At 71.0% G+C, this 25,687-nt stretch carries 19 protein-coding genes; 9 read left to right on the top strand and 10 right to left on the bottom strand.

The window, feature by feature from the left end; genetic code table 11:
- The first annotated feature begins 81 nt into the window (after positions 1 to 81).
- Both mreB and ACFWRT_RS02560 read left to right on the top strand, forming a co-directional pair.
- The gene (mreB, locus tag ACFWRT_RS02555; protein ID WP_380949400.1) at positions 82 to 1,119 is read left to right on the top strand and encodes a rod shape-determining protein; all 1,038 of its coding nucleotides are present in this window, start codon (positions 82 to 84) and stop codon (positions 1,117 to 1,119) included.
- 8 nt (positions 1,120 to 1,127) lie between these two features.
- Entirely contained in the window at positions 1,128 to 2,729 is a 1,602-nt protein-coding gene (locus tag ACFWRT_RS02560; protein ID WP_380949399.1) for a sensor histidine kinase, read from the top strand.
- Between the two features lie 13 nt (positions 2,730 to 2,742).
- On the opposite strand, the gene ACFWRT_RS02565 is transcribed toward ACFWRT_RS02560, so the two are convergent.
- Positions 2,743 to 3,174 (bottom strand): Lrp/AsnC family transcriptional regulator, encoded by a 432-nt coding sequence (locus tag ACFWRT_RS02565; protein WP_327218053.1) that lies wholly within the window; start codon positions 3,172 to 3,174, stop codon positions 2,743 to 2,745.
- Positions 3,175 to 3,311: 137 nt separating this feature from the next.
- Here ACFWRT_RS02565 and ACFWRT_RS02570 point away from each other — a divergent pair, with 137 nt between their 5' ends.
- Complete coding sequence (locus ACFWRT_RS02570) at positions 3,312 to 4,544, top strand: MFS transporter (protein ID WP_380949398.1); 1,233 nt, start codon at positions 3,312 to 3,314, stop codon at positions 4,542 to 4,544.
- A 69-nt stretch (positions 4,545 to 4,613) separates the two neighbouring features.
- On the opposite strand, the gene ACFWRT_RS02575 is transcribed toward ACFWRT_RS02570, so the two are convergent.
- From ACFWRT_RS02575 to ACFWRT_RS02585, 3 genes are all read right to left on the bottom strand, one after another.
- Positions 4,614 to 6,782 (bottom strand): glycoside hydrolase family 99 protein, encoded by a 2,169-nt coding sequence (locus ACFWRT_RS02575; RefSeq protein ID WP_380949397.1) that lies wholly within the window; start codon positions 6,780 to 6,782, stop codon positions 4,614 to 4,616.
- A complete protein-coding gene (locus ACFWRT_RS02580; protein WP_380949396.1) occupies positions 6,779 to 9,289 on the bottom strand; it encodes a PQQ-dependent sugar dehydrogenase in 2,511 nt (836 codons plus the stop codon). Before ACFWRT_RS02580 ends, ACFWRT_RS02575 begins: the two co-directional genes overlap by 4 nt.
- Positions 9,290 to 9,537: 248 nt before the next feature.
- Positions 9,538 to 9,915 carry a DUF6086 family protein gene (locus tag ACFWRT_RS02585; protein ID WP_380949395.1) on the bottom strand — a complete coding sequence of 126 codons (378 nt, stop codon included), beginning with the start codon at positions 9,913 to 9,915 and terminating at the stop codon, positions 9,538 to 9,540.
- 182 nt (positions 9,916 to 10,097) lie between these two features.
- Between ACFWRT_RS02585 and ACFWRT_RS02590 the strand changes: the two genes are divergently transcribed.
- Positions 10,098 to 11,642, top strand: a complete 1,545-nt coding sequence (locus tag ACFWRT_RS02590; protein ID WP_380949394.1) for an acyl-CoA synthetase — start codon at positions 10,098 to 10,100, stop codon at positions 11,640 to 11,642.
- Positions 11,632 to 13,005 (top strand): carboxyl transferase domain-containing protein, encoded by a 1,374-nt coding sequence (locus tag ACFWRT_RS02595; protein ID WP_380949393.1) that lies wholly within the window; start codon positions 11,632 to 11,634, stop codon positions 13,003 to 13,005. Before ACFWRT_RS02590 ends, ACFWRT_RS02595 begins: the two co-directional genes overlap by 11 nt.
- A gap of 34 nt (positions 13,006 to 13,039) precedes the next feature.
- Here ACFWRT_RS02595 and ACFWRT_RS02600 read toward each other — a convergent pair whose 3' ends face one another.
- Complete coding sequence (locus ACFWRT_RS02600; RefSeq protein ID WP_380949392.1) at positions 13,040 to 14,323, bottom strand: MFS transporter; 1,284 nt, start codon at positions 14,321 to 14,323, stop codon at positions 13,040 to 13,042.
- Between the two features lie 261 nt (positions 14,324 to 14,584).
- On the opposite strand from ACFWRT_RS02600, the gene ACFWRT_RS02605 reads away from it, so the two are divergent.
- The 3 genes from ACFWRT_RS02605 (at position 14,585) to ACFWRT_RS02615 (ending at position 18,043) form a co-directional block, all read left to right on the top strand.
- Positions 14,585 to 15,082, top strand: a complete 498-nt coding sequence (locus ACFWRT_RS02605) for a hypothetical protein (RefSeq protein ID WP_380949391.1) — start codon at positions 14,585 to 14,587, stop codon at positions 15,080 to 15,082.
- 37 nt (positions 15,083 to 15,119) lie between these two features.
- Positions 15,120 to 17,420, top strand: a complete 2,301-nt coding sequence (locus tag ACFWRT_RS02610) for a hypothetical protein (protein WP_380949390.1) — start codon at positions 15,120 to 15,122, stop codon at positions 17,418 to 17,420.
- 62 nt (positions 17,421 to 17,482) lie between these two features.
- Positions 17,483 to 18,043, top strand: coding sequence for a hypothetical protein (locus tag ACFWRT_RS02615; RefSeq protein ID WP_380949389.1), 561 nt, complete (start codon positions 17,483 to 17,485; stop codon positions 18,041 to 18,043).
- A gap of 340 nt (positions 18,044 to 18,383) precedes the next feature.
- Here the strand turns inward: ACFWRT_RS02615 and ACFWRT_RS02620 are convergent, their stop codons facing one another.
- From ACFWRT_RS02620 to ACFWRT_RS02640, 5 genes are all read right to left on the bottom strand, one after another.
- Positions 18,384 to 19,904 carry an AMP-binding protein gene (locus ACFWRT_RS02620; RefSeq protein ID WP_380949388.1) on the bottom strand — a complete coding sequence of 507 codons (1,521 nt, stop codon included), beginning with the start codon at positions 19,902 to 19,904 and terminating at the stop codon, positions 18,384 to 18,386.
- Entirely contained in the window at positions 19,901 to 20,197 is a 297-nt protein-coding gene (locus ACFWRT_RS02625) for an acyl carrier protein (RefSeq protein WP_380949387.1), read from the bottom strand. Before ACFWRT_RS02625 ends, ACFWRT_RS02620 begins: the two co-directional genes overlap by 4 nt.
- 61 nt (positions 20,198 to 20,258) lie before the next feature.
- A complete protein-coding gene (locus tag ACFWRT_RS02630; RefSeq protein ID WP_380949386.1) occupies positions 20,259 to 21,287 on the bottom strand; it encodes a 3-oxoacyl-ACP synthase III family protein in 1,029 nt (342 codons plus the stop codon).
- A gap of 10 nt (positions 21,288 to 21,297) precedes the next feature.
- Positions 21,298 to 22,626, bottom strand: coding sequence for an amidase (locus ACFWRT_RS02635; RefSeq protein ID WP_380949385.1), 1,329 nt, complete (start codon positions 22,624 to 22,626; stop codon positions 21,298 to 21,300).
- A 59-nt stretch (positions 22,627 to 22,685) separates the two neighbouring features.
- The gene (locus ACFWRT_RS02640) at positions 22,686 to 24,077 is read right to left on the bottom strand and encodes an MFS transporter (protein WP_380949384.1); all 1,392 of its coding nucleotides are present in this window, start codon (positions 24,075 to 24,077) and stop codon (positions 22,686 to 22,688) included.
- Between the two features lie 299 nt (positions 24,078 to 24,376).
- Here ACFWRT_RS02640 and ACFWRT_RS02645 point away from each other — a divergent pair, with 299 nt between their 5' ends.
- Positions 24,377 to 25,129: a 4'-phosphopantetheinyl transferase family protein gene (locus tag ACFWRT_RS02645; RefSeq protein WP_380949383.1), complete on the top strand. Its 753-nt coding sequence runs from the start codon at positions 24,377 to 24,379 to the stop codon at positions 25,127 to 25,129.
- Positions 25,130 to 25,687 lie beyond the last annotated feature (558 nt).

The raw sequence follows: 25,687 nt of genomic DNA on the forward strand, positions 1-25,687 counted from the left end.
CGGCCCGGCGGGGAAGGCGACGATGCGATGAGAGGCCGGCTGCCGCCGGTACCCCCATCCGTGCTCTCGGGAGAACCTGCCGTGACCGTCAGCCTTGAGCAGTTGCAGCGTTGCCACATCGCCGTCGATCTCGGGGCCGCGAGGACCCGTGTGTACGTCAAGGGGCTCGGGCTCGTCGTCGACGAACCGAGCGTCGCCGCCGTCAACACCCGTACCGGATCGCTCATCGCGGTCGGCGTGCTGGCCGAGCAGATGACCGGCCGCACCCCCGAGTACATCCGGGTGGTCCGCCCGGTCTCCGGCGGCTCCGTCGTCGACATCGAGATGGCCCAGCGGATGCTGCGCCATCTGCTCGGCGACAAGCTCCGCCGCCAGTTGCGCCGCAAGCCGCGACTGCGTGCCGCCGCCTGCATCCCGCACGAGGCCGATCCGCTGGCCCGGCGCGCCACGGTGGAGACGCTCACCGGGCTCGGCGCCCGGCGGGTCGAGCTGGTGGACACGCTGATCGCGGCGGCGGCCGGCTGCGGGCTGCCGGTGGAACAGCCGACCGCGACCATGATCATGGCGTGCGGCGCGGCCACCACGCAGATCGCGGTGCTCTCGCTCGGCTCGATCGTGACGGCCGTCCGGCTCCCGGTCGGCGGCAACGCCATCGACGAGGCGGTGATCCAGTACCTGCGCCAGCACCACGCGCTGATGCTGCCCAGCCAGTCCGTGCGCCCCCTGCAACTGGCGCTGCACGGCAACGGCCTCCAGCTCACCGGGCCCGCGCTCACCGAGATCCACGGTCGGGACGTGGCGACCGGCCTGGCCCGCTCGGTGCAGGTCGACACCGCCGCCGTACGGAAGGCCATCCACACGCCGCTCACCGCCGTCCTGGACGGCGTCGGCAAGGTGCTGCGCGAGTGCCCGCCCGACCTGGTCGCCGACCTCGCGGACCGCGGGATCATGATGGTGGGCGGCAGTGCGCTGCTCCCCGGGTTCGACGAGATGCTCCGGGACGCGACCGGCATGCCGGTGCACATCGCCGACCGCCCCGACGTCTGCTCGGTGCTCGGCCTCGGCGCGATGCTGGACGGCAGGATCCAGCCGATGGTCCTCGACCCGCTGGCGGGTTAGGGCGTGCCTTGACCTCCGTAGGCCGGCTGCCGCTCCTTCTGGAGGCCGTCCTCAGCATCGGCAGCGACCTCGGGCTCCGGGCCACCCTCCAGCAGATCGTGGACACCGCGACCACGCTGACCGGGGCCCGCTACGGCGCCCTCGGCGTGCTGGAACCCGACCAGGACCGGACCGAGGCGCTGTACACGACGGGGATGACCGAGGCGGAGCGGGAGCGCGTCGGCCACCTCCTCCCGGAGCGGCGGGCGGCCCTTCCTCCCGAGGAGGGGAAGAAGGCACCGCCCGCCCCGGCCTTCCTCACCGCCCCGATCCAGGTTCACACCCAACTCTTCGGCCACCTCTGCCTGGCGGAGAAGAGTTCGGGCCCCTTCTCCGAGACGGACCGGGCCCTGTTGCACGTCCTCGCCTCCCAGGCGGGCATCGCCATCGGCAACGCCCGGCTCTACGAGAGCGCCCGGCAGCGTGAGCGGTGGATCGAGGGGGCGGCCGCCGTCACCACGGCCCTGCTGACCGGTACGGACGCGGCCGACGCCCTGATGACCGTGGCCGAGAGCGCCCGGGTGCTGGCCGGTGCCTCGGCCGGGGTGATCCTCCAGCCCACCGAGGCGGGCGGGATGGAGATCGTGACCGCCTCCACGCTCGACGACCCGGCGGGCATCGTCGGCACGACCATCGCCCCCGGCTCCCCCGTCCTGGTCCAACTGCTCGGCGGCGAGCCGGTGTTCATCGACGACTCCGCCACCGATCCCCGGATGACCACCGACGTACGGTCCCGGTTCGGGCCCAGCATGATGCTGCCGCTCCAGAGCGGCGGCCGGCTCATCGGCACCCTCGCGCTGCCCCGGCGGCGCGGCGCACCCCCGTACACGGCGGTCGACCGGCTGCTGGCGACCCAGTTCGCCTCGCAGGCCGCCCTGGCGCTGGTGATGGCCGACGCGCAGGCGGACCGGGAGCAGCTCGCGGTGTACGAGGACCGCGACCGGATCGCCCGTGACCTGCACGATCTGGTGGTCCAGCGGCTCTTCGCGACGGAGATGATGCTGGAGTCGACGCGCCGGCGGGCGATGGGGGCGACCGGAGTGACGGGAGTGACCGGAGTGACGGGAGCGACGAGAGCGGCCGGAGCGGAGACCAGCGAGAAGCCGGGCGAGAAGCCGGGCGAGAAGCCGGGCGAGAAGCCGGGCGAGAGAGAGGCCGGTGAGCTGCTCGGGCGGGCCGTGGACGAGCTGGACTCCACCATCCAGGAGGTCCGCACCGCGATCTTCGCCCTCCAGCAGCCGCCGGCCGAGGCCCCGAGCACGTTCCGGGGCCGGGTGCTGCGGGAGACCGGGGGCGCGGCGGCGCTGCTGGGGTTCCCGCCGTCGGTGCACTTCACGGGGGCGGTGGACGCGCTGGTGGGCGAGGAGACGGGCCGGGAGCTGCTGGCCGCGCTGCGCGGGGCGCTGGCCGCCGCGCACCGCAGGCCCGGGGTCTCGGCGATCGAGGTGGCGGTGGACGCGACGGTGCGGCTGCCGGACGGGCGGAGTGCGGTGCGTCTGGCGGTGGCCGATGACGGGCGGGACGAGGAGGGGGGCCGGTCGACGGCGCTGACCTGGGAGGCGCCGCTGTGATGCGGTGAGCGGGTCAGCGCTTCGGGGCCGCCCGCAGCGCGATCCGGGTGGTGGAGTGGGCCACCCCCGCCTCCCGTTTCAGCCGCCGCAGCAGCGAGTCCAGCGCCACCGGGTCGGCCGCCGTGGCGCGGATCAGGTAGTCGTGGCCGCCCGTCACGTGCACCACCTCCGTGATCCCGGGCAGCATCAGCACCGAGCGCTCGAACTCCTCGTTCGTCGTGTCGAGCCGCAGCGTCACATCGATGAAGACGACCAGGCCCGAACGGGTGTCGGCGGCCGGGTCGACGATGACGGTGAAGCCGCGGATGACCCCGTCCTTGCGCATGCGGCGGACCCGGTCGCCCGCCGCGTTGGCGCTGAGCCCCACGCGTACGCCCAGATCCCGGTACGAGATCCGCGCGTCCTCCTGGAGAATGCCGAGGATTTCCCTGTCCAGCCGATCCATACCGCGATTGTCCCAGCTTGTGGCGATATCGGCTGAAGGGAGCCGAGGGGAACCGGGGGGATCCGGGGAGAGCCCTCTGTCGCCCGGTCGGCGCAGTCCGGCGGGCCGTGCACTCCCCCGCGGCCTTGACTTGCCGTGTGAACACCGCCGTCAAGCAGTCCCCCGAGCCTCCGGACGCCCCCGCCCCTGCGGCCGCCGCGCCCTCCCCGGCCGCGTACCGCAATCTCGCCATGGCGACAGTCGGCTTCGCCCTCACCTTCTGGGCGTGGAACCTGATCGCGCCGATGTCCGGCGACTACAAGGACCGGCTCGGGCTCAGCTCGTTCCAGCAGTCGTTCCTGGTGGCCGTGCCGGTGCTCGTCGGGTCGCTCGGCCGGATCCCGGTGGGCGCGCTGACCGACAAGTACGGCGCGAAGCTGATGTTCCCGCTGGTGTCGGCGCTGACGGTCGTGCCGGTGCTGCTGCTGATCCCGGCGAAGAACTCGTACGGCGCGATGATCGCGGTCGGCTTCCTGCTCGGGCTCGGCGGCACGACGTTCGCGATCGGCGTCCCGCTGGTCAACTCCTGGTTCCCGCCGGCCAAGCGGGGGTTCGCGCTGGGCGTGTTCGGGATGGGCATGGGCGGGGTCGCGCTGTCCGGCTACTTCACCCCGCGCATCGCCAAGCACGGCGACAACCTGCCGTTCCTCGTGGTCGCGGGCGCGCTGGTGGTGTTCGCGCTGCTCGCCGCCGTCCTGGTCAGCGACCACCCCGACCGGAAGATCCCCACGGACACGTTGGCACACCGGCTGGGCGAGGCCGCGAAGCTGCGGGTGACCTGGGAGCTGTCGGCGCTGTACGCGATCGGCTTCGGCGGGATCGTGGCGTTCGGGGTCTACCTGCCGACGTACCTGAAGACCTGGTACGAGATGTCACCCACCGAGGCGGGCACCAAAGCGGCCGGGTTCGCGCTCGTCACGGTCGTCTTCCGGCCGATCGGCGGCTGGCTCTCGGACCGGAGCCACCCGGCGCTGGTGACCTCCGCCGCACTGCTGCTGGCGGCCCTGATGGCGGTCGTCCAGGCCTTCGAGCCGCCGCTGAATCCGGTCGGCACCATCGCTCTGCTGGCCATGGCAGCCGGACTCGGCACCGCGAGCGGCAGCGTCTTCGCCCTGGTCTCGCAGGTGACCCCGCAGCCGAAGGTGGGCAGTGTGACGGGCATCGTGGGCGCGATGGGCGGGCTCGGCGGTTTCGTGCCGCCGCTGGTGATGGGGGCGATCTACAGCGCCAAGGACTCGTACGCCATCGGCTTCATGCTCCTGTCCGATCTGGCGCTGGCGGGGTGCGTGTACGCGTACGGGCGGATGCGGAACGTCCAGCGCGACGGGTGAGGCGTACGCGATGCGGGAGAACGGCCGCGTTCCCGCCGGAACGCGGCCGTTCGTGTGTGTCCCCCGGTTCTACCCGCGCTGCTGTTCGAAGCGGTCCGTCCAGTACGCGGTCCGGTCCAGGTAGGCCGTCTCGGCGGCCTCACCGGTCTTGCCGTAGGCCCCCTCGAAGGTCTCGTAGCCGTGGCCCGGGGGCGGGTCGGAGGCGGCCGGTTCGATGGAGCTGCCCTCGTGCCACTCGTTGAACGAGGTGACGGAGACCCAGGTGGGGTCACCGCCGATGGCCGGGTCCAGGGCGTTGTTCCACTGGCGGTCGTAGGAGGCGCCGTCCGCGCGGCCGAGGGTGGGGGTGGTGTTGCCGGGGACGGCCCGGTCGTCGTTGTAGCCGGGGGCGACCGAGGGGGCCCAGACCAGGCCGTTGGCCTTGGCGTGGTCGCCCGCGTTCTTCCAGCCGGGGGCGGTGGCGCCGGCGATGCCGTCGTAGGTGTAGATCCCGCCGAAGTGGGCGACCTTGCTGGTGTCCGTGGTCTGGGCGAGGACGATGGCGGTGTCCTTGACGGCGTCCAGGGCCGACCAGTCCTGGATCCTCAGGCTCTCGAAGACGTAGTAGGCGTTGCGGTCACCGTGGGCCGCGTCCCGGTAGAAGGCGGGGTGGTCGCCGAACTTCCCTTCCAGGTAGGCGATGTCGTCGACGACGGAGGCGGCGGTGCGGCCGTTGTACGGCTCGATGTGCCAGGCGACCTCGATGCCGTGGCGGGCGGCGGCGTCCAGGAGGCCGGCGGCGAGGCCGTCCTCGTAACTCCCCTGCCCCCACCAACTGGAGACGATCACGCCCGCGCCGGACCGCCGCACCCACTCCATGTGCTGGTCGACCGCGCCGGCGATGTCCCCGGAGTCGTACGGGCCGAGCTTGGGGTAGAGGTCGGCGCCGATGGAGGCGGGCGGGGTGTGGCCGCCCTGCTGCCAGTGGCGCCAGCTCCCCGCCGGGCCTTCGGGGGTGCCGTACCAGGGGTAGTAGAAGAGGTGGACGTTGGAGGAGCCCTCGTCCTCGGCGGCCGGGGCGCGGGTGAGGGTGAGGCGGTCGACGTCGAAGAGGGCGCCCGCGCCCCCGGTGAACCGCAGGAAGAGCGGACCCGCGCCCGGTGCGGCGGCGGTGAGCGTGGTGGTGACATCGGTGAAGGTGTCCCAGCCGCCGGTGGGCGTGACCTCCACCGAGCCGAGGAGCTGCCCGGTGGCCGAGCCGGCGCGGACCTCGATGGTGCCGCCCGCACCGGCCGAGGAGACCCGGGCGGTGAAGGTGGTGGCCCCGGCGGTGTCGAGAGAGGCGTAGCCCGCCCAGTCGCCGTGGTCGATGTAGCCGAGGGTGGCGCCGCCGCTCGCCGTCGCGTGCGGGGCGGTCTGGACGCCGGAGGAAGAGGTGTACGTTTCCGCCTCGGCGCTGTCGCCATCCGGGTCGGGGTCCCCGGTGGAGGAGCAGTCCGCCTCGACGGCTCCAGCCGCGTACTGGATGCCGCCCAGGAGGAGTTGGCGGAAGTCCGGGTCGGCGAAGGACTCGATGGTGTGGCCGAGGCCGGTGTAGAAGGAGCGGCCGTCCTGCTGCTCGTGGCACCAGGTGATGGGGTGGTCGCCGGCCATCTCGCCGCCGCTGTAACTGGATTCGTCGAGCGACTGGAGGACGTGGACGTCCCCGCGCGGGTTGGAGCGGTAGTTGTACCACTCGTCGGTCCGCGTCCAGGTGTCGTCCAGGTGCGCGGTGGCCGGGTGGACGTGGTCCTCGGTGGTGAGGCGGGCCTCCTGGATCGCCGGGTGGCTCCGGAACCAGGCGCCGACGAGATCCTCGTACTCCGGCCAGTCGTACTCGGTGTCCGCCGCCGCGTGGACGCCGACGAAGCCGCCGCCCCCGTCGACGTACCCCTTCAGTGCGCTCTGCTGGCTGTCGTTCAGGACGTCGCCGGTGGTGGAGAGGAAGACGACGGCCTCGTACGTGGCAAGGTTCTGCGGGGTGAAGGCGGTCGCGTCCTCGGTGGCGGTGACGGTGAAGTCGTTCGCCGCGCCCAGCTGTTGGATGGCGGCGATGCCCGCCGGGATGGAGTCGTGGCGGAATCCGGCGGTCTTGGAGAAGACCAGGATCTGGTACGGGTCGGCGGCCGCCGCCGCGCTCGGGACGGTGGGGCTCAGAAGGGCCGCTCCGAGAGCGAGCGCTGCGGCGCAGGCCAGGCGGCGGATGCGGGATCGTCTCATCGGTTGCTCACCTGTGCTCCCTGCGTGTCGAACGTGAAGGCGTCCAGGTCGAAGAGGCTGCCCTGGCCCGTCGGTCCCTTGAAGACGAAGAAGAGTTCGGTGGATCCGGCGGGCGCGTTGTTCACGTCCGCCGTGAGGTTCACGAAGTTCTCCCAGCCGCCGGTCGGGGCGACGGTGAGGGTGGACAGGAGCGTGCCGGTGGGCGAGCCCGCCCGTACCTCCAGGGTGCCGCCCGCGCCACCGGAGGCGACCCGGGCGGTGACGGAGGTGGCGTTGGCCAGGACGTACGGCTCGAAGGAGACCCAGTCGCCGTCGTCGGTGTAGCCGACGGTGGCGCCGCCCTCGGCGGGCCCGTGCGCGGCGACCTCGATGCCGTCCTGGGCGGCGAAGTGCTCGCCCTGGCGGTGGCGGGGCTGGAGGATGGAGTCGCTGTGCGTGGTCAGCCCGCCCGCGTCGGTGTACTCGGCGTCGAAGACCCCGTAGATGTTGGCGGCGCTGTCGTGCTCGCCGTCCACGGGTACGTCGATGGTGCCGGAGCAGCCGTTCTTCGAGGTGATCTGGTGGCGGTGGCTGTCGTGGCCGAGGAGGTAGGTGACCTTGACCTTGGAGCAGTCGACCGTGCCGTCCTCGGGGTCGCTGACGGTCACGGTGAACGGGACGGAGTCGCCGAAGGAGAAGAGCGTGCCGTCCACCGGGGTGGTGAGGGTGACCGTCGGTGCGGTGTTGCCCGCCGTGACGACCAGGCTCGCGGTGCCGGTGAGGCCTTCGGGGTCGGTGACGGTGAGGGTCGGGTTGAAGGTCCCGGCGGTGGTGTAGGTGTGGTCGGGGTTCGGGTCGGTCGAGGTGGACCCGTCGCCGAAGTCCCAGGCATAGGTGAGGTTTCCGCCCTCGGGGTCGTTGCTGCCGGCCGAGGAGAAGGAGACCGCGAGCGGGGTGGGGCCGGAGGTCTTGTCGGCGGCGGCCTTCGCGACCGGGGAGCGGTTGCTGCCCGCGAGGTACTCGATGCGGTAGAGGGCCTGATTGCTCGCGCCGGTCCCGTAGTCGAGGACGTACAGCGCCCCGTCCGGTCCGAACGCGGAGTCCATCACCTGGGTGCCGGTCCACGGGAAGGTGTCGATGGCGCCGGGCGATCCGTCGGCCTTCACCTCGACCGGCTTGATCCACTTGCGGCCGTACTCGGTGGCGAAGAACCGGCCGTCGAGGGAGGCCGGGAACTTCACGGCGGAGTCGAGGTCCGGGTCGAAGTCGTATACGGGTCCGGCCATCGGGGACTCCGAGCCGCCGCCGAACTCCGGCGGGGAGCCCGCGTCACCGGCGTACCGGATCCAGGCGGGCTGAGCGGGCGGGAGGGCGGCGAGGCCGGTGTTGCGGAAGGAGTTGTTGGCCGGGCCGGCCGCGCAGTCGTACTTCGGTCCGGCGGGGCCGCCGGGGAAGGTGTACTCGCCGTACGTCTCCGTGGGCGTGTTGGTGCCCGTGCAGTACGGCCAGCCGAAGTTGCCGGGCTGGGTGACGCGGTTGAACTCGACCTGGCCGCTGGGGCCCCGGTTCGGGTCGGTGGTTCCGGCGTCGGGGCCGTAGTCGCCGATGTAGACGGCTCCGGTCGACTTGTCGACGGACATCCGGAAGGGGTTGCGGAAGCCCATCGCGTAGATCTCGGGGCGGGTGTTCGCGGTGCCGGGGGCGAAGAGGTTGCCCGCCGGGACGGTGTAGCCCCCGTCGGCCGTGGGCTTGATCCGGAGCAGCTTGCCGCGCAGGTCGTTCGTGTTTCCGGAGGAGCGCTGGGCGTCGAACTGCGGGTTGCGGTCCGTGCGTTCGTCGATGGGCGCGTAGCCGGCCGACTCGAAGGGGTTGGTGTCGTCGCCGGTGGTGAGGTAGAGGTTCCCGGCGGCGTCGAAGTCGATGTCACCGCCGACGTGGCAGCACTGGCCCCGGTCGCTCTCGATTTCCAGGACGACCTTCTCGCTGGCGGTATCCAGTGTTCCGTCGGCCTTCAGCACGAAGCGGGAGAGGTTCAGGTGGCCCTTCCACGGTTCGAAGTCGGCGGCCGAGCCGGTGGTGGGGGCGTCACCGGGCGGGGTGTCCAGGGCGGGCGAGTAGTAGAGGTAGACGTACCGGTTGGCCGCGAAGTCCGGGTCGACGGCAACGCCTTGGAGGCCTTCCTCGTCGTGCGTGTAGACGTCGAGCTTGCCCGCCGTCTTCGTCGCCCCGGCCGCGTCGGTGAGACGGAGTGTGCCGTCGCGGGCGGTGTGCAGGACGGACCGGTCGGGCAGCACGGCGAGGGACATGGCCTCGCCCAGTTCGGCCGGGCCGAGGGCGAGTTGGACCTGCTGGAAGTCGGCGGCGGGGATGTCGGCGGCAGAGGTGTCGGCGGCGTGTGGGGCGCGGGCGCCGGGATCGGCGGCCGTGGCCGCTGCCGTGGCGGTGGCGGTGGGGACGGCCAGGGTGGTCGCCAGCAGGGCGGCGAGCGCGGTGGCGTATCTGGACCAGCGTGGGGGTGCGGGTGACATGGGGTGCGGTTGTTCCTTCCTGACGGTACGTGGGGTCTGTCAGGCAAGGCGCTGTCGCGCTTTGCGACGTGCAAGCGCCGGGGAGCGGGCGGCATTTTTCTTCGGGAGAGCGCTCCAACGCCCGTGTGGGGCAGGCTTTTTGCATGCTGGCAACGCAAAATTAATTTGTCAATGGCGTGTCGAAATTGCGGTTCAGTGCTCCGTGCAGCGATGTGGCGCGGGTGCGTGCGCCTTGCGCCGAACCTGCCTCAGGCCGCCAGGTGACGGTGCAGCTCGCGTGCCTTCTGCCGGATTTCGGCGCCCCAGCCGGCCTCGGTGGCAGTGGCGTGCGGCCACTCCACCTCGATCCCCCCTCGCTCGGCCAGGGCGAGCACCATGGCCAGGAACCCGTCGGAGAGGGCGGCCCGGACGGGGTGCGGGGAGCGGGAGCGCCAGGTGAGCAGCGCACCGGCGAAGGCCGCGAAGGCGACGGGGTCGATCCGGCACTCGTCGGCTTCCATGGGGCCGATGCCGGACGAGATCCCCACTTCGGTCTCGTGCGCGGCGATCTGGGCCGTGAACAGCAGAGAGACCCCGTGGGACGGGTTCCACAGGGTCCGGTCACCCAGGTCGTAGAACTGGCTCATGTCGGCCCTCCCCGGCTCTCCCCGGTTCTCCCCCGGTGGATCTTTTCGGGGGAGTTTAGTGAGCGGCGGGGGGAGGGCCGGGGCGGCCCCCGGATGGAGACCGCGACCGTCCGATGGTGACGCTGCCCTCATCGGCCTCCGGCTCCCGGCGGGGCCGCCGCCGACGCCCTAGGCTTCCCGGCGTGACCCTCCTTCTTCCCGCGCTCCAGTCCCCCACCGGCCCGGCAGCCTCCCGGGAGGCCGTCCGCTTCGGCGCCCTCTCCCTGACCTACGGCGAGCTGGCCGCCGCCTCCACCGCCCTCGCCGCCCGGATCGCGGACGCGGGCCGGGTCGCCGTCTGGGCCACCCCGACGGCGGAGACGGTGATCGCGGTGGTGGCGGCGCTGCGGGCCGGGGTGCCGGCCGTACCGCTCAACCCTCGTACCGGCGAAGCCGAGTTGGCGCACATCCTGGCCGACAGCGAGCCCACGGCCGTGCTGGCGGGCCCGGACGACGCGCTGCCCCCGGCGCTGGAGAAGCTGCGCCGGGTGACCGTGGACGCGCGGGCGGCGGCGTCCGAGGCTCCGGAGGGGTACGGGCCGGGTGAGGCGGCCGCCGAGGCCCCCGCCCTGATCGTCTACACCTCCGGCACCACCGGCCCGCCCAAGGGGGCCGTTCTGCCACGCCGTGCGATCGCCGCGTCGCTGGACGCGCTGGAGGAGGCCTGGGGGTGGACCGGCGACGACGTCCTGGTCCACGCGCTGCCGCTGTTCCACGTCCACGGGCTGATCCTGGGCGTGCTCGGCCCGTTGCGGCGGGGCGGCTCCCTGCGCCACCTGGGCAAGTTCTCCGCCGAGGGGGTGGCGCGGGAGCTGGGGTCCGGGGGCACGATGCTGTTCGGCGTACCGACGATGTACCACCGGCTGGCCGAGGCGCTGGACGCGCCGGCGGGTGGCGGGGATCGGGACCCCCGGGTCGGTGGCGCCGAACGGGACGGTCTCGTAAGGCCGTTGACCGAGGCGTTGGCCGGGGCGCTGGCCGAGGCGCTGGCCGGGGCGCGGCTGCTGGTCTCCGGTTCGGCGGCGCTCCCCGTCCACGACCACGAGCGCATCGCGGCGGCGACCGGGCGGCGCGTGATCGAGCGGTACGGGATGACGGAGACCCTGATGAACACGGGAATCCGGGCGGACGGCGCACCCCGCCCGGGCACGGTCGGCCCGCCGCTGGCCGGGGTGGAGCTGCGCCTGGTGGAGGAGGACGGCACGGTGCTGGAGGGGCCGGAGGCGATCGGCGAGATCCAGGTGCGCGGCCCGAACCTCTTCACCGGCTACCTGAACCGGCCCGACGCCACGGCCGCCGCGCACACGGCCGACGGCTGGTTCCGTACGGGCGATGTCGGCACGGTGGACGAGGACGGGTACGTCACGATCGTCGGGCGCAAGGCCACCGACCTGATCAAGAGCGGCGGCTACAAGATCGGCGCGGGCGAGATCGAGAACGTGCTGCTCGGCCACCCCGGCGTCCGGGAGGTGGCCGTGACCGGTGAAGCGGACCCGGACCTTGGCGAGCGGGTCGTGGCCTGGGTGGTCGCGGCCGACCCGGACTCTCCGCCCCGGGCCGAAGAGTTGGCGGACCATGTGGCGGGCCAGTTGGCCCCGCACAAGCGCCCGCGCACGGTGCACTTCCTGGACGTGCTGCCCCGGAACGACCTGGGCAAGATCATGAAGAGGTCGCTCCATGCCCGCTGACCCGTCCTCGCGCATGACGGCCCGGGAGGCGATCGCGCTGCTCACCGGCGCGGCGGGCTTCACCGAGCACCGCCCGCCGCCGCGCACCCTGCCGCCGGACGGCCCGCTCGGCTGGGCAGGGTACGACGCGGCGCGGGAACGTGCCTCGGCCCGGACCGGCGAGGAAGAGTCCGTGGTGTACGGCACCGGGGTCGTCGGAGACCGCGCGTGCGTGCTGCTGGCCTTCGAGTTCGGCTTCCTGGGCGGCTCGTTGGGCCAGTTGACGGGCGACCGCCTGGAAGCCGCCTACGAACTGGCCCTGTCCCGCCGGCTCCCGCTGCTGGCGCTCGTCGCCACGGGCGGCAGCCGGATGCAGGAGGGCATGGTCGCGCTCACCCAGCTCCAGCGGGTGGCGGCCGCCTCCACCCGGCTGCGGGCGGCGGGGCTCCCGCAGATCGCCGTGGTCCGCGACCCCACGACCGGCGGCGGCTGGGCCACGGTGGGGGCGGGCGCGGACGTGGTGCTGGCCCTGCCGGGCGCCCAGGTCGGGTTCGCCGGGTCCCGGGTGCGGCCGCCGGACGCGGACCCGTACGCGTACGGCGCCGAGGGCCAGTTCGCGGCGGGCCAGGTGGACGCGGTGGTCCCGGTCGGGGAGCTGGCGGGCACGGTGGGGCTCTGGCTGCGGGCGCTGGGGCCGGGCCCTCCCGGCCCGCACGAAGGGCTGCCCGCCGCCGCACCGCTCCCCCGCGCCCAGCCGTCCGCCGCCTCCGGGCTGCCCACGAGCGGCCGAAAGGCGGTGGAGCGGGCCCGTTCGGCGCAACGCCCGCGCGCGGAGGCGTACTTGGCGGACTACTTCACCGTACGGCTCCCCCTCCACGGGGACAGATGCGGCTCGACGGACCCGGGACTGCTGACCGGCTTCGGGCTGCGCGCGGACGGGCAGCCGGTCGCGTACGTCGCCCAGTGCGGGACCCCGACCCGCCCGGCCGGGTACCGCGCGGCGGCCCGCACGATCCGGCTCGCGGACCGGCTCGGCGTACCCGTCCTCACCCTGGTCGACACCCCGGGCGCCGCCAACGACGCCGAGGCGGAGCGGGCGGGCGCGGGCGCGGCCATCGCGGACACCTTCGCGGCGATCGCGGCTGCCCGGGTCCCGGTGACGACGCTGGTGATCGGCGAGGGCGGCTCGGGCGGCGCACTGGCCCTCGCGGCGCCGGGCAACACCCATGTCACGGCGGACAGTTACTTCTCCGTCATCGCCCCCGAGCTCGCGGCGGCGATCCTCAAGCGCGCACCGGCGGAGACGGGCGCCACCGCCGACCAGCTCCGCCTGCGCCCGCAGGACCTGGTGGAGTTGGGCATCGCCCGCTCGATCGTCACGTGAGGCAGGCGTCACGTGAGGCAGGGCCGGCAGGCGCTCACGGCTGCGGGTCCCGGGCGTCGTAGCGGGCGAAGCCGCGCCACTTCAGGGCGAGCAGGGAGACGGCGACGACACACGCGACACCTCCGCCGACGACGGCCACGGCGGGCGAGGTGAGGTCGGCGACCGAACCGGCCAGGAAGTCGCCGAGCCGGGGCCCGCCCGCGACGACGACGATGAACACGCCCTGGAGCCGGCCGCGCATCTCGTCGGGGACGGCCGCCTGGAGCATGGTGTTGCGGAAGACCATGGACACGGTGTCGGCACACCCGGCGAGCGCCAGGAAGAGCAGCCCGAGCCAGAGGTGCCGGGTGAGCCCGAAGACGGCGATGGCGGCGCCCCAACTGCCGACGGCCAGCAGGACGGCGAGGCCGTGCAGCCGGACCCGGCCGAGCCAGCCGGAGAACACCCCGCCGAGGAGCGCCCCGAGCGCGGGGGCGGCGACGAGCATGCCGGTGGTCCGGGCGTCACCTCCGTACCAGACGATGGCGACGACCGGGAAGAGCGCCCGGGGGTGGGCGAGGACCATGGCGCACAGGTCGGTCAGGAAGGTCATCCGGAGGTTGGGCCGGCCCGCGAGGAACCGCAGCCCGTCCAGCACGGAGGCCCGTTTACGCGCCCCGCCACCCTCCCGGTCCTCCTGGCCCTCCCGGTCGGGCAGCATGGCGGGCAGCCGCCACATCGCGTAGAGGGAGGCGGTGAAGGTGAGGGCGTCGACGGTGTACGCGGCGCGGTACCCCCACCAGCCGACGATCAGCCCGCCCAGCATCGGCCCGATGAGGGCGCCCGTCGTACTGGTCATGGAGCTCAACGCGTTGGCGGCGGGGAGCTGTTCGGGCGGCAGCAGCCGGGCGACCATCGACGAGCGTGCGGGTGCGTTGAGCGCGAAGCAGACGGCCTGGAGGGCGACGATCGCGTACAGCAGGCCGACGTTCTCGACGCCCGCGAAGGTCGCGGCCATCAGGACGAGGGCCAGCGAGAACGACCCCGCGGCGCTGAACAGCCCGAGCTTGCGCCGGTCGACGGTGTCGGCGACGGCCCCGCCGTAGAGCCCGAACACCACGAGCGGCACGAGCGAACAGAACCCGATGAGCCCCACGGAGAACGCGGACCCGGTGATGTCGTAGACCTGGAGCGACACGGCGAGGGCCGTCATCCCCTGCCCGATCCAGGACACGGTGTTGCCGAACCAGAGCCGCCGGTAGTCGGGCGAGGACCGCAGCGGGGTGAGGTCGGCGAATATTCGCGTGCGGTGTACAGGTGGTTCGGTTGATTCGGTCACAGGGGATGGTAGCCATGCACCTGCCCCGCCCGTGAAGATGGACCTTTGATGAGCCCTGACAGGACGCAAAAGGAGGCAAACCACTCGACTTCGGCACATCGGACGACGCCGTCCCCGAAGCCTTCACGAGATGGCCACACCCCTCGCCCAGGGACCGGACGACGCCCCTGTGAACACCTGGTCGAGTTGCTAGCTTGGCCTGGAGCAGAGGCGCCATCGGGCGCCACGGAACGCAGCGGGTGCACGGGGGAAGGTTTTTCCATGGCATGGGACGAGTGGGAGCAACTGAAGGCGGACGCCGCCGACCGGCAGCCGAGCGGGATGCAGCTGAACCAGCTCGACCCCGGGGACGGCGGCTCCGCCGCTCGGCTTCCCGGGCAGACGGGCGACCTGAAGGTGGGCCAGAGCGATCTGACGAAGATCGGCAGTGAGGCGCACCGCCTCTACGACAGCCTCTGGAACAAGGCCCGGGTGGCCGTTCCCAGCAGCGACAAGGCCGCCGGTGACCTGAGCGGTCAGGGTTTCGCGCTGGGCGGCGGGCTGAAGCACGTGTCGAGCCGGTGGGACGACCAGCTGAAGTCGCTCATGGACGCGTGCGCCCATATCGCCAACCACATGCAGGTCACCAAGAAGGTGCACGCCGGTGACGAGCACTACATCCACCGGCAGATGAGCAGCATCGCCACCCTGGACGCCGGATTCGACGAGCGGGTTGGCGAGCCGGGAGCGAAGAACCCGGCGTACGAGGCGAAGAAGTAGCGGCGCGACCACAGACGTACAGGAGAAACGACACCTCATGGATCTCGACGCGCTGCGCTTCGCCAACTTCGCGACCCTCGACGAAGCCGTCTCCGACTGGGGCCTGCTCGTACGGCACCTCGTGGACCTGAAGAAGCAGGCCCAGGACGGGCTGCGCAAGGCCGCCAACACGGCCGACTGGGCCGGCATGAACGCACAGGTCACCAAGGAGTTCGTCGGCAAGACCGCCGGCGAGTTCGCCGATGCCCACACGCAGGCGAACATTATTCACAAGATCCTCAGCGACACCCGGGACGAGCTGCGGCAGTACAAGAAGGACCTCGAAGGCGCCATCAGCCGCGGGGCGCGGAAGAACCTGACCGTCACCAACTCCGGTGACGGCGGTTTCACCGTCACGATGAACATCCACCCCGACCGGGCGGCGAAGGGCACCTCGGTTCCGGAGCACAGCGAGAGCGATGTCACCGCGCTGCGCGACGAGGTCCAGGCCATCCTCCAGAAGGCCACGGAGAGCGACACCTCGGCGAGCAAGGTACTGACCGCGATAGCCGATCAGGCCAGGACGGGCTTCTCGGACGCGAGCTACAAGGACCGCGACTCCGCGGCAGAGGCCGTCCAGGCGGCGGAGGACCTCGCCAAGATCGCGGCGAAGAAGCCCAAGGACCTCACCCCCGCCGACTTCGACAAGATCAACGACGGTCTGGCCACGTACAAGGACGACCCGCTGTTCGCCGAGCGGTTCGCCACGCAGCTCGGGCCGCAGAAGACCCTCGAGTTCTGGCAGGGCATCAACGACCCGGCCGTGAACCACAACGTGGGCCGCGAACGGCTCGACAAGCTCGACGACCTCCAGCGCAATCTCGGTCTGACGCTCGCCACCGCCACACAGAGCGACTCCGCCGACATGACGAGCTGGAAGGGCAACATGATCAAGCTCGGCGACCAGCCCATCGGCCGGGACGGCGGCGGCCCCATGGGCTTCCAGGTCATGAGCAACCTGATGCGGACCGGCGACTACGACGACCAGTTCCTCAAGAGCTACGGCACCAAGCTCATGGAGACGGAACGCAAGCTCACCGGCAACGGCGAGCACGCCAACATGGCGTGGCAGCACCTGGGCATCGACCCCTGGCTCAACCGCATCGGCGACGACAGCGGCGACGACCCGCTGACCGGCTACCTCAAGGGCCTGTCCAACAGCCCGGACGCGGCGACGGACTTCTTCAACGAGGGGTACGTCTCCAAGGACGACTCCCCCTTCGAGCGCGACACGGACGGTAACGGCAAGAAGGGGAACGTCCCGCTCTCCAACTTCCAGTACCTGTTCGAGGAGCGGGAATGGCCGCAGGAGAGCAACCTCAAGGGCGACGACGACAACACCGGCCGCAACAACCTCGCCCTCGCCCTGGAGGCCGCCACGACCGGGCACCCGGCGGGCGAGCTGCCGACGGCGGACACTCCGGCCCACAACGAGGGCCAGACCAAGCTCTTCGAGTCGATCGTGGCCTCCGTGGCGGAGGACAACGAACGGCTCACGAAGCACAACTACATGTCCGACAGCATCGGGCAGATCACCTCGGAGTACCTGCCGGACATCAACCGGGCGATGACGAACGACTCGGACGGGGAGACGGACAGGCTGTTCCCCGTCGCCGGCAGCTCCGCCACGCTCAACCACCGTGATGTGAACGCCCTGCTGCTGACCGTGGGGCAGAACCCCGAGGGGTACGCGGCCGTGGAGGTGGCCAACAAGGCGTACATGGCGAACCTCATGGACTACCACCTGAACCCGGACCTGTCGGCCGACAAGGTCTACTCGAAGGACCCGGAGTTCGCTGTCCACGAGATCGCCCACGGCTCGGGCGAGGTGTCCGGCACGCTCGCCATGGGCCGCCAGGAGGCGGTCGCCGGCGACGCCGAGGAGGCCGACAAGAAGTACGAGCAGTCCGTGGCGCAGTGGAAGAACGCCATCTCGGGGGGCATCGGTACAGGTATCGGCGTCGGTACGTCGTTCGTCGCCAGCCCGGTCGGCGGCGCGGTGGCCGGCGGCTTGGCGGAGACGGCGAGCAGCATGGTCCTGGAATCCTTCTTCAAGGACGCCGAGGGGAAGGCCAAGGACGATGCAGGCCCCGTCATGGGCGAATTGTGGGAGAGCGGTGTCGAGAAGAACTCGGAATACACCGAGCAAGCCGTGGAGGCGGCGGCGAAGGCGCACGGCCGTGACGACCTGATGGACAACAGCATCGACGAGAAGGCGCGCAGGGCCACGCAGGACGGGTTCATGGCCGCCGGCACGAGCACCGACCAAATGAACCCCCACTTGAAGACGGACATCTGACCGCATGCCCGGGACGGCGCCTGCCGCGTCTTCCCTGCTCCCGCATCGAAAGGCTTCTCTCGTTGTCTGCCCGTGGAACTCTTCGGCGCCGTCGGTTCACCAGCAGGGTCGTCTCCCTGTCGGCCGCCGTCGCCCTCGCCGCCACCCTGTCGGCGTGCTCCGGCGACGAACCGCCCAAGAAGGCGTACACCGTGCCCAGCTCCTTGTGCGGCATCGCCGTGGAACCCGCGCTGGTGAAGGCCGTGCTGCCCGGCGGCGACTCCCTCACCTCGGCCACTCAGAAGCCGAACGGCGGAACCATCCGCTGCAACCTGTCCGTGGACAGCAAGCTGGTTCTCAGCCTCGCCCAGGCCTGGTGGAGTGAGGGGAAGACCACGGCGGCGGTCGCGCCGGCGTATCCCGGCACGAAGGAAGGAACGATGTCCGAAGACGAACGCTTCATTTACAGCGGGAAAGCCGGCGTCGGCAGGACCGTCCCTTCCTGCAAGGTATCGAGGCATCCGGAGCAGGACCTCTACGTAGCGGTCGAGACCCGCGAATCGGGCGTGGACGATCCGGACGCCATCGAGAAACTCCTCACCGCCTACACCAAGGCGGTCGAGGGGTCGGCGGCCTGCCGGTGACCTTGCCGCGGTGAAACGCCCCCGGAGAGCCGAGTCCCCAGGCCAGAACGCTTCTGCCTGGGGACGCTCGGTGGGACTCGAACCCGACGAGTGGCACGTCTCACCTGCGACACTGTCGGAACGCCGGACAAAGCAACCCGTCTCCATCCGGCCGAATCCCGCTCGGTCCGGCTCCAGCGGATGCGGTGCAGTGTTCGCTGCACCGCATCAGGTCACGTCGGGGCCGATGGCGCAAAGTCAATCAAGGCGTGGGGCTTGGTGACGTCGCCGGCGTGACCCGTGGGACCCGAGGAGCATCAGATCGACCACCAAGCCCCATGATCGACCGCACTGCGGCGCCTCAGGGCCGCGGCGTCCGGGCCCGTTCCTCCTCGGCTGCGAGAACGCAGGCCTTGATCCGGTTACGGTCGACTTTGCCGGTGGAGGTCCTGGGCAGCGGGTCCGTCACCATCTCGATCACGCTGGGGATCGCCGCGCGCACCGTTCGCTCCGAGCAATGCCGGCGCAGCGAAAGGCTGTTCACACTTCCCGCATCGGTCAGCCGAAGGCGGGCATGCAGGCGATGACCGGCGACCGGATCGGGGAGGGCGATGACGGCGGCCTCGGCGACGGCCGGGTGGTCCAGAAGGATCTGCTCCACACTCTGGGTGCTGACCTGGAAACCACGCACCTTCACCAGGTAGTCGGTCCGGCCGATCACGCTCAGGGCGCCGTCCTCGTGCAGGGTGACCACGTCGCCGGTGCGGTAGTAGACAAGGCCGGGTGCACCGTCCGGGTGCGGGGCGAAGGTCTTCGCGTTGGGCGCGTTCACGTATCCCGCGCTCTGGAAGGGGGTGTTGACCAAGAGCTCCCCCTGTCCGGGGCCGGCCAACGCCCGGCCGTCCTGGCCGATGATCAGCCAGCGCACACCGGCCAGCGGCCGGCCGATCGGCAGCGGGGTACGGAGGGGCCGGTCCTGGTCCACTTCGTGGAGGAAGCTGTTGTTCGTCTCCGTACAGCCGTAGTTGTTGTACCAGCGTGCCTTGGAGAAGGTGGTGGACACCCCGGCCAGCACACGAGCGGGCATGCTGTCACCGGCGAAGATGACGTGCTCGGGCGTGTCGAGAGGGCCGCTTTCCGCTGTCGCCTCTGCGAGCAGTTGGAAGAGCATCGGCACACCTTGAACCACGGATACCTCGTGATCGGCGACCAGATCACGCAGATAGCCGGCCGAGGTGCCCCTGTCCGGGTCGACCAGCACGACGGTGCCGCCGTACGCCAGCGTCGTCCACACGTCCAGCATGCAGAGATCGAAGTTGAGCGGCGCGTAGTTGAGGACAGCGACGCCGGTCGTGATCCCGAAGGTGTCGGCCGCCCACTCGGTGAAGCGGCCGACTGCCCCGGACGACAGCGGAACGACCTTGGGCAGACCGGTCGAGCCGGACGTGGTGAGCATGAAGGTCACGGCTTCGTCGTCGACGGCCGCGGCCGGGGGGTACTTCTCACCGCCCGTAGGAGCCCCGGCCGGATCCACCACCCGGTCGACGGGTGGAGCGTCGGCGAGGCCGAGCACCACCGCGCATCCCGTTTGCTGGAAGAGGGCTTTCAGGGGCGCCTCGGGAAGCTCGTGCGAGGGCAGGAGGAAGGAGCGGCCGGCCATCAGGCAGCCGAGCGCCAGGGCCACGGCTTCCGGTGACTTGCGTACCAGCAGACCGACGGGACGGTCGGCGGCCGGCGACGCCTCCTCGACCTGGGTGCGTGCCCTGGCCGCCATGGCGTACAGATCGCCGTAACTTACGGGCCGGTCCTCCCAGATGAGCGCGGGTGCGCCGGGCTGGGCGGCCGCGCGAGCCGTGAACGATGCGACGAGTGAGCGGGTCATGCCACGCCACCCGCTTCCGCGCGCTCGGCCGTCGTCCGGATGGCCCGCACGGAACGGAAGTTCCCGGCCGTCAGTTCAGGGCCGGCCAGAGTGATGCCGTGTTGCTTCGCCAGCCAGCTCGCGATCTGCAGCACCCCGAGGCTGTCGATCACCCCGGTCACCAACAGATCGTAGTCCGGGTCGAGTTCGGTCCACTCGACATCGGAGAGAAAGCGCTCGACGACGAATCGGGCGATCTGCTCGTCGGAGATCCTGATCAGTTCCTCCGGCTCGATCCCGGACTCGGTGGTCATTTCTGTTTCCCATCCTGGGGTCGTGACATGGGTAGCGCCGCCTTGTCTCGATGCTTCGGTCTCACACCTCGAGGAGCGTGCAGAACCAGTGCATGCCGGGGGAGGCGACACCCGCGAGGGCGACGAGGTCCCCCGGCGCCAGCTCTCCGGCCTCCGCGTGCAGGTGGAGGGAGACCAGTTGATCGGCGGCGCCCATGTGGCCGAGTCGGCGGGCGAGTTCGGCGTTGGTGCGGGCGAGATGGATGCCGATCGCGTCGGCGGCACCGTGGATCGCCCGTTGGCTGTCGTTGAAGTAGACGAGCCGGGTCAGTTCGCTCCGGTCCCGGCCGGCCCGTGCCAGAGCTTGATCGACCACGTCGGTGAAGCGTCCGACGACCTCCCCGATGAACCGTCCGAAGCGCTCGGGGTCCGCGCCGAAGTGCTCGTAGACCGCGATCATCGGGTCCAGGTCGCGATGGGTACGGCCCGGGGGCGGTACGGGGTGGGCGGACCCGCCGATGTCGATACGGAACAGATCCGCGAACTCAGGATTGGTGAAGCTGGCGGAGGAGAGCCGGCGGAGGCGGGGATGCCCCCGGCGCAGGACGGCGGCGGCGGCTCCATCACTGGCGATGGTGCCGTTGAAATCCATCCGGTTGGTGTGCGTCTCGCTGACCACGTTGACCATGGCCACCAGTACGGTGCCCGTGTCGGGCGATAGCGCCATCGCACCCGCCGCGTGGTCGAAGGCCAACGACCACGCGGCGCAGGACTGGGTGAACAGCACGGTCGGGGTGCCCTGGGCGCCGAGCGCCCTGGCCACCGCCGCCGAGGGGTCCCATCCCAGGTACTGGGGGATGTCGGAATGGCCGAGGACGATCAGGTCCACGTCCGCGATGGAGAGGCCGGCGTTCTTCAGGGCGACGCGGGACGCCTCGGCCGCCAGGTCGACGGCGGTCACCCCGTCGGCCACCCGGTGGTAGCTCTCGTAGCCCAGCTTGGTGACGGCCTCGGGATCGGGAAGGTACTCGTGCGCGGTTCCGGCCACATCACGTGGAGTGCCGAACGCGGTACCGGTCGCGACGATGCCCATCTCCGCCGGAGTCTCCACGGGTCGTCCTTCAGTTCTCACGGGTATCGGTCCCCCGGGAGGTGAGTACGGCTTCGAGGCCGAGGCCCCAGTGCAGCAGGGACTCGTCCTCACCGGCACGGCCTACGCACTGGAAGCCGAGCGGGAGGGCACCCGCGGGACGGGCGGTGGGGATCGTGAGGCACGGGAGGCCGACGCCGCTCCACGGCAGGGACATCACCGAGTCTCCGGCGCTCTCCAGGCCGAGCGGAGCCGGTCCGGTGGCGGCAGGGGTGATCCACAGGTCGACGCCGTGCTCGGCCGTGGAGGCGGCCAGCCGGTCACGGAACGCTTCGCGTCGCGCCAGTGAGGCGGCATGGTCGGACGCCTGGGCACCCTGGCCCTGGCGGATGGCCTCGGCGGTGCGCTCGTCGTAGAGCTCCTCGTAGCGTGCGAACCAGTCGGCGTGCGCTTGGGACAGCTCGTAGAGATTGATCACGAAGAAGTCGAAGACCTCTTCCTCGAAGTTCTCGAACAGGGGGACGCTCACCACGTCGTAGCCCGCCGTGCGCAACGCGGCCACCTGCTCGTCGAAAGCGCTACGGGCCTCGGGCTCGGCGAAGTTCAGGTACGGACCCTCCGGGATGCCGAGCACCGGCCGGCCGGGGACCGCGCGGTCGGACCGCCAGTCGTCGCACAGACAGCTCGCGGCCAGCGCGACGTCGGCGACCCGAGCGGTGATCATGCCCACGGTGTCGAAGGTCGGGGCGACGGGGAGGACACCGTCCAGCGGAATGCGTCCGTGGCTGGGCTTGAAGCCGACCACTCCGCAGTAGGCGGCGGGGCGGATGAGCGACCCGATGGTCTGGGTACCGATGGCGAGGGGCACCAGACCCGAGGCGACGGCCGCGGCGGAGCCGCTGCTCGTGCCGCCCGGGGTGTGCTCCGGACGGTGCGGATTGCGGGTGGGCCCCGGCGCCGTCACGGCGAACTCGCCTGTCACCGTCTTCCCCGCGATGACCGCCCCGGCCTTGAGCAGCCGGTCCACGACCGTGGCCTGCCGTCCTGCCAGGGCCTCGGGCGGCAGTGCCGAACCCGCTGCGGTGGGCAGCCCCTCGACGTGGATGATGTCCTTGATCCCGACCGGGACTCCATACAGCGGAGGACGGTCGCCCGGCTCCGTCCCGTGCCGGACGGCTTCCTGGGCGGCGAGGGCCAACCGGTCCGCCCGGCCGGGCTCGGCCACGAAGGACTGGACCGTACCGTCCACTTCCGCGATGCGCTCGATGGTTCTCGCCGCGTACTTCTGCGGCTCGACAGCACCCGTCCGCAGGCTTTCGGCGGCGTCCGTCAGCGATATGGGCTGAACAAGATCTTCCATGACTTCCTTCGTACGTTCCGGTCGGCGGGCATGTGTTCCGGTCGGCGGGCGGAGGCCCGTCACCGCTGCTGTGCCTCTCCCAGCGTCTTGGTACCGGTCGCCGGAGTGGGGATGTCGTTCTCCGGAGGGGCCGTCGGCCCGCTCTCCTCACCGGGGGGCGGGGCGCCCGGCGGGAGCAGTTCCTCCACGTCGGCCAGCGGGATGTCGAGCACCCTGAGATACCGCCGCGCCGCGTGCAGGGTGACAGCCAGCAGGGCCATGGCGGCGGCCAGCACCAGGATGGCCCGCTCCACGCCAGCCGCGTCGGCGAGGATGCCCGCTCCCAACGGGCCGATCCACTGGACCCCTTGGACGAAGAAGCGACTGGTCGCCGCGACTCTGCCCTGGTACTGGTCCGGGACCAGCCGGACCTCGTACGACTCGGTCACGACGTTCATCGGCACCATGCTGATCATGGCCACCATCACCACCAGGCCGATCTGCCACGGCTGGGAGACCGACACCACCACGGCGAAGGAGGCCATGAAGACCCACGCGGAGATGATCAGGACCCGCCGTGCGCCCAGCTTGCCCATCAGCAAAGGACCGAGGACCGCTCCGATGACACCACCGGTGACCGCGAGCGAGGTGGCGAGACCGACCGCCGTGGGCCCGCCTCCCCGGTGCTGTATCAGCACCACGAAGAGCAGGATGAAGCCCTCGGCGACGGCGTTGAGCACAGCGCCCCAGATGAGCGTGAACACCAGGTAGTCGCTGCGCTTGATCATGCGCAGGCCGTCGCCCACGTCCTTGGCCAGACTGGACCTGGGCCCGTCGCCCGGGTGCCGATCCGGGCCGAGGGGCCGGCGGATCAGCAGGGAGCCCAGGGTGACGAAGAGGAAGGAGACCGCGTCGAAGAGGAACGGGATCCAGCGGCCCATCGCGTAGAGGAGGCCACCGAGCGGAGCTCCGACCAACTGGGCGACCATGTCGCGCCCCATCCCCTGGGCCGTCGCGGTCGCTATCTGCTCCTTGGGGACGATCCTGCGGAGAACCGGCATCGAGACAGCGACCCGCAGGCCGGCCGCCAGACCACTGACCAGGGCCATCGCGCCGATCGCGGTGATCGAGGGGGTGCCCCGGTACACCAGCAGGGCGACGACGCCCATCGACACCGCCTGGACCAGCGGTGCGAGACACAGGATGGCGCGGCGGGACACCCGGTCCGCCAGCGCCCCGCCCACCGCGAGGGTGGCCAGCTTGCCGACCATGTGCAGGACGGTGATGACGCCGGCTTGGGCGGCGGATCCGGTCAGGTGGAGGATGAGCAGCGGGAAGGCGAGCGTCGACACGCTGGTGCCCAGCGTCGACAGGCCGTTGCCCGACCACCAGTACATGTAGTCGCGATCCCGCCACAGTGACGGGGGGCTGACCGAAGCCGGCCCGGTCTCCTCGGGACGCGCCTGCGCCATGGCTAGTCGTCCCCTGTCCTTTGTCTCCACGCTCGTCCGGGCGTATGCCGCCGACCTGCGATGCATGCTGGTCGATGGAGAACGGGCCGGGCCAGGCAGCGCACCGGCAACTCACGGGGCGGGAATTGCCGCTCGATCGACCGGACCACGGTCTTACACCTCGATGGTCCCGGCGCGGATCCGGCCCGCCCCGCCCCGCCCCGCCACCGGATCGAACCCCCGACGGCAGGACCGGCGCACCGCTACCGGAAGAATCGCGACGTCCGCGTGACCCGTTGTCCAGCAGGAGGAGGCGAGGCGTGATCGCTGAGGTGGTGCCCACCGAGGTGCGAGCACGGGAGGCATTCGACGACGACGGCCCGGACGGCGCCGTCACCCTCTTCGCCACCGAACAGGCGGCGGTGGAAGGGGTGCTCGACGAGCGGCGCAAGGAGTTCACCACGGTGCGCGGGTGCGCCCGTGCGGCACTGACCGCCCTCGGGGTGGACCCGGCACCCTTGGTGCCCGGCCCCCTGGGCGCACCCGGCTGGCCCGCGGGGGTCGTGGGGAGCATGACCCATTGCCGGAACTATCGCGCGGCCGCTGTCGCGCTGACCAAGGACTTCGCGGCTCTGGGCATCGACGCGGAACCGCGGGAGCCCCTCTCCCCCTTTATGGCGGAGCGGATCGTCACGGACGTCGAAGCGGGCTGGCTCCGGCAGGACTTTCCCTCGGCCGCCGGTCTGCCACTGGACCGTCTGCTCTTCTGCGCCAAAGAGGCTTCCTACAAGGCGTTCTCGCCGTGGACGGGAACCCGTTTCGGCTTTCGGGACTTCACTGTCCGACTGCGGCCCCACGGCACGTTCCTCGCAGTCCCCCCGACGTCTGACCCACCCATTTCATCCCGCGGCCCAGCCGGGTTCACCGGCCGCTGGGCGGCACGTTCCGGCCTCCTCCTGTGCGTAGTGGCACTTTCGGCCAGCTACATATCATCCGACCTCCTGGATGATTTGGCGTCGAAAGCAGGGAAAAATTGGGACAATCAGCAACAAGCAACCCGGTGGAACAGGTGAGCTTCATCGTGCGGCAATGCCATTTCAAGCCAATCTCGCCCGTCCGAGAGCACATCGATGCGGTACTTTCAGGCCGTCATGAGCGTTCGTCGACTCGGTCAACGCCCCTTCGGGGACGGGAGCCCCGATCGACCCCGGAAGAGTGCGGCGCTTCTTGTCCGGGCGCCCGGAAGGGCGACGCGTTGGACGGGCGCTGCGCAGGCGATACGAGCAAGCAGCACCTTGCCGTACCCATGCCTCCCCATGCACGTGCTCCACAAGGAACGAATAGGCACATGCTGATGATTTCAGCATGTGCACCGGTGGGCCGCGCGATTGCCGACGAGTCACTGCTGGTCAAAGCCGGAGCGGCCCGATCCGTCCTGCTCAGCCGAATTTTCTGCCGCCTCCGCATCTCCCACTCGGATGAGGTCTTGGAGTAGGGTCCTCCGTAATTGCAGGAGATGTTTCACTGAGCCGCTCGTCAGCGCACACGCGAACCTCACGGCGCTACAAACGCCACGGCTCGCCTATCGGTACCACCGCTCTCATAAAGAATGCGGCGACCGGATTTTCGCA

It is taken from the genome of Streptomyces cyaneofuscatus, from assembly GCF_042718795.1.
In the GTDB taxonomy this organism is placed as follows: domain Bacteria; phylum Actinomycetota; class Actinomycetes; order Streptomycetales; family Streptomycetaceae; genus Streptomyces; species Streptomyces cyaneofuscatus_A.

Excerpts from the sequence above, each read along its gene's own strand:
- ACFWRT_RS02565 (WP_327218053.1), bottom strand. The coding sequence starts at position 3,174 with ATGGATCGGCTGGACAGGGAAATCCTCGGCATTCTCCAGGAGGACGCG.
- ACFWRT_RS02625 (WP_380949387.1), bottom strand. The coding sequence starts at position 20,197 with ATGACCACCGAGTCCGGGATCGAGCCGGAGGAACTGATCAGGATCTCC.
- ACFWRT_RS02620 (WP_380949388.1), bottom strand. The coding sequence starts at position 19,904 with ATGACCCGCTCACTCGTCGCATCGTTCACGGCTCGCGCGGCCGCCCAG.
- ACFWRT_RS02595 (WP_380949393.1), top strand. The coding sequence starts at position 11,632 with ATGCCCGCTGACCCGTCCTCGCGCATGACGGCCCGGGAGGCGATCGCG.
- ACFWRT_RS02610 (WP_380949390.1), top strand. The coding sequence starts at position 15,120 with ATGGATCTCGACGCGCTGCGCTTCGCCAACTTCGCGACCCTCGACGAA.
- ACFWRT_RS02640 (WP_380949384.1), bottom strand. The coding sequence starts at position 24,077 with ATGGCGCAGGCGCGTCCCGAGGAGACCGGGCCGGCTTCGGTCAGCCCC.
- ACFWRT_RS02575 (WP_380949397.1), bottom strand. The coding sequence starts at position 6,782 with ATGAGACGATCCCGCATCCGCCGCCTGGCCTGCGCCGCAGCGCTCGCT.
- ACFWRT_RS02635 (WP_380949385.1), bottom strand. The coding sequence starts at position 22,626 with ATGGAAGATCTTGTTCAGCCCATATCGCTGACGGACGCCGCCGAAAGC.
- ACFWRT_RS02580 (WP_380949396.1), bottom strand. The coding sequence starts at position 9,289 with ATGTCACCCGCACCCCCACGCTGGTCCAGATACGCCACCGCGCTCGCC.
- ACFWRT_RS02605 (WP_380949391.1), top strand. The coding sequence starts at position 14,585 with ATGGCATGGGACGAGTGGGAGCAACTGAAGGCGGACGCCGCCGACCGG.
- ACFWRT_RS02585 (WP_380949395.1), bottom strand. The coding sequence starts at position 9,915 with ATGAGCCAGTTCTACGACCTGGGTGACCGGACCCTGTGGAACCCGTCC.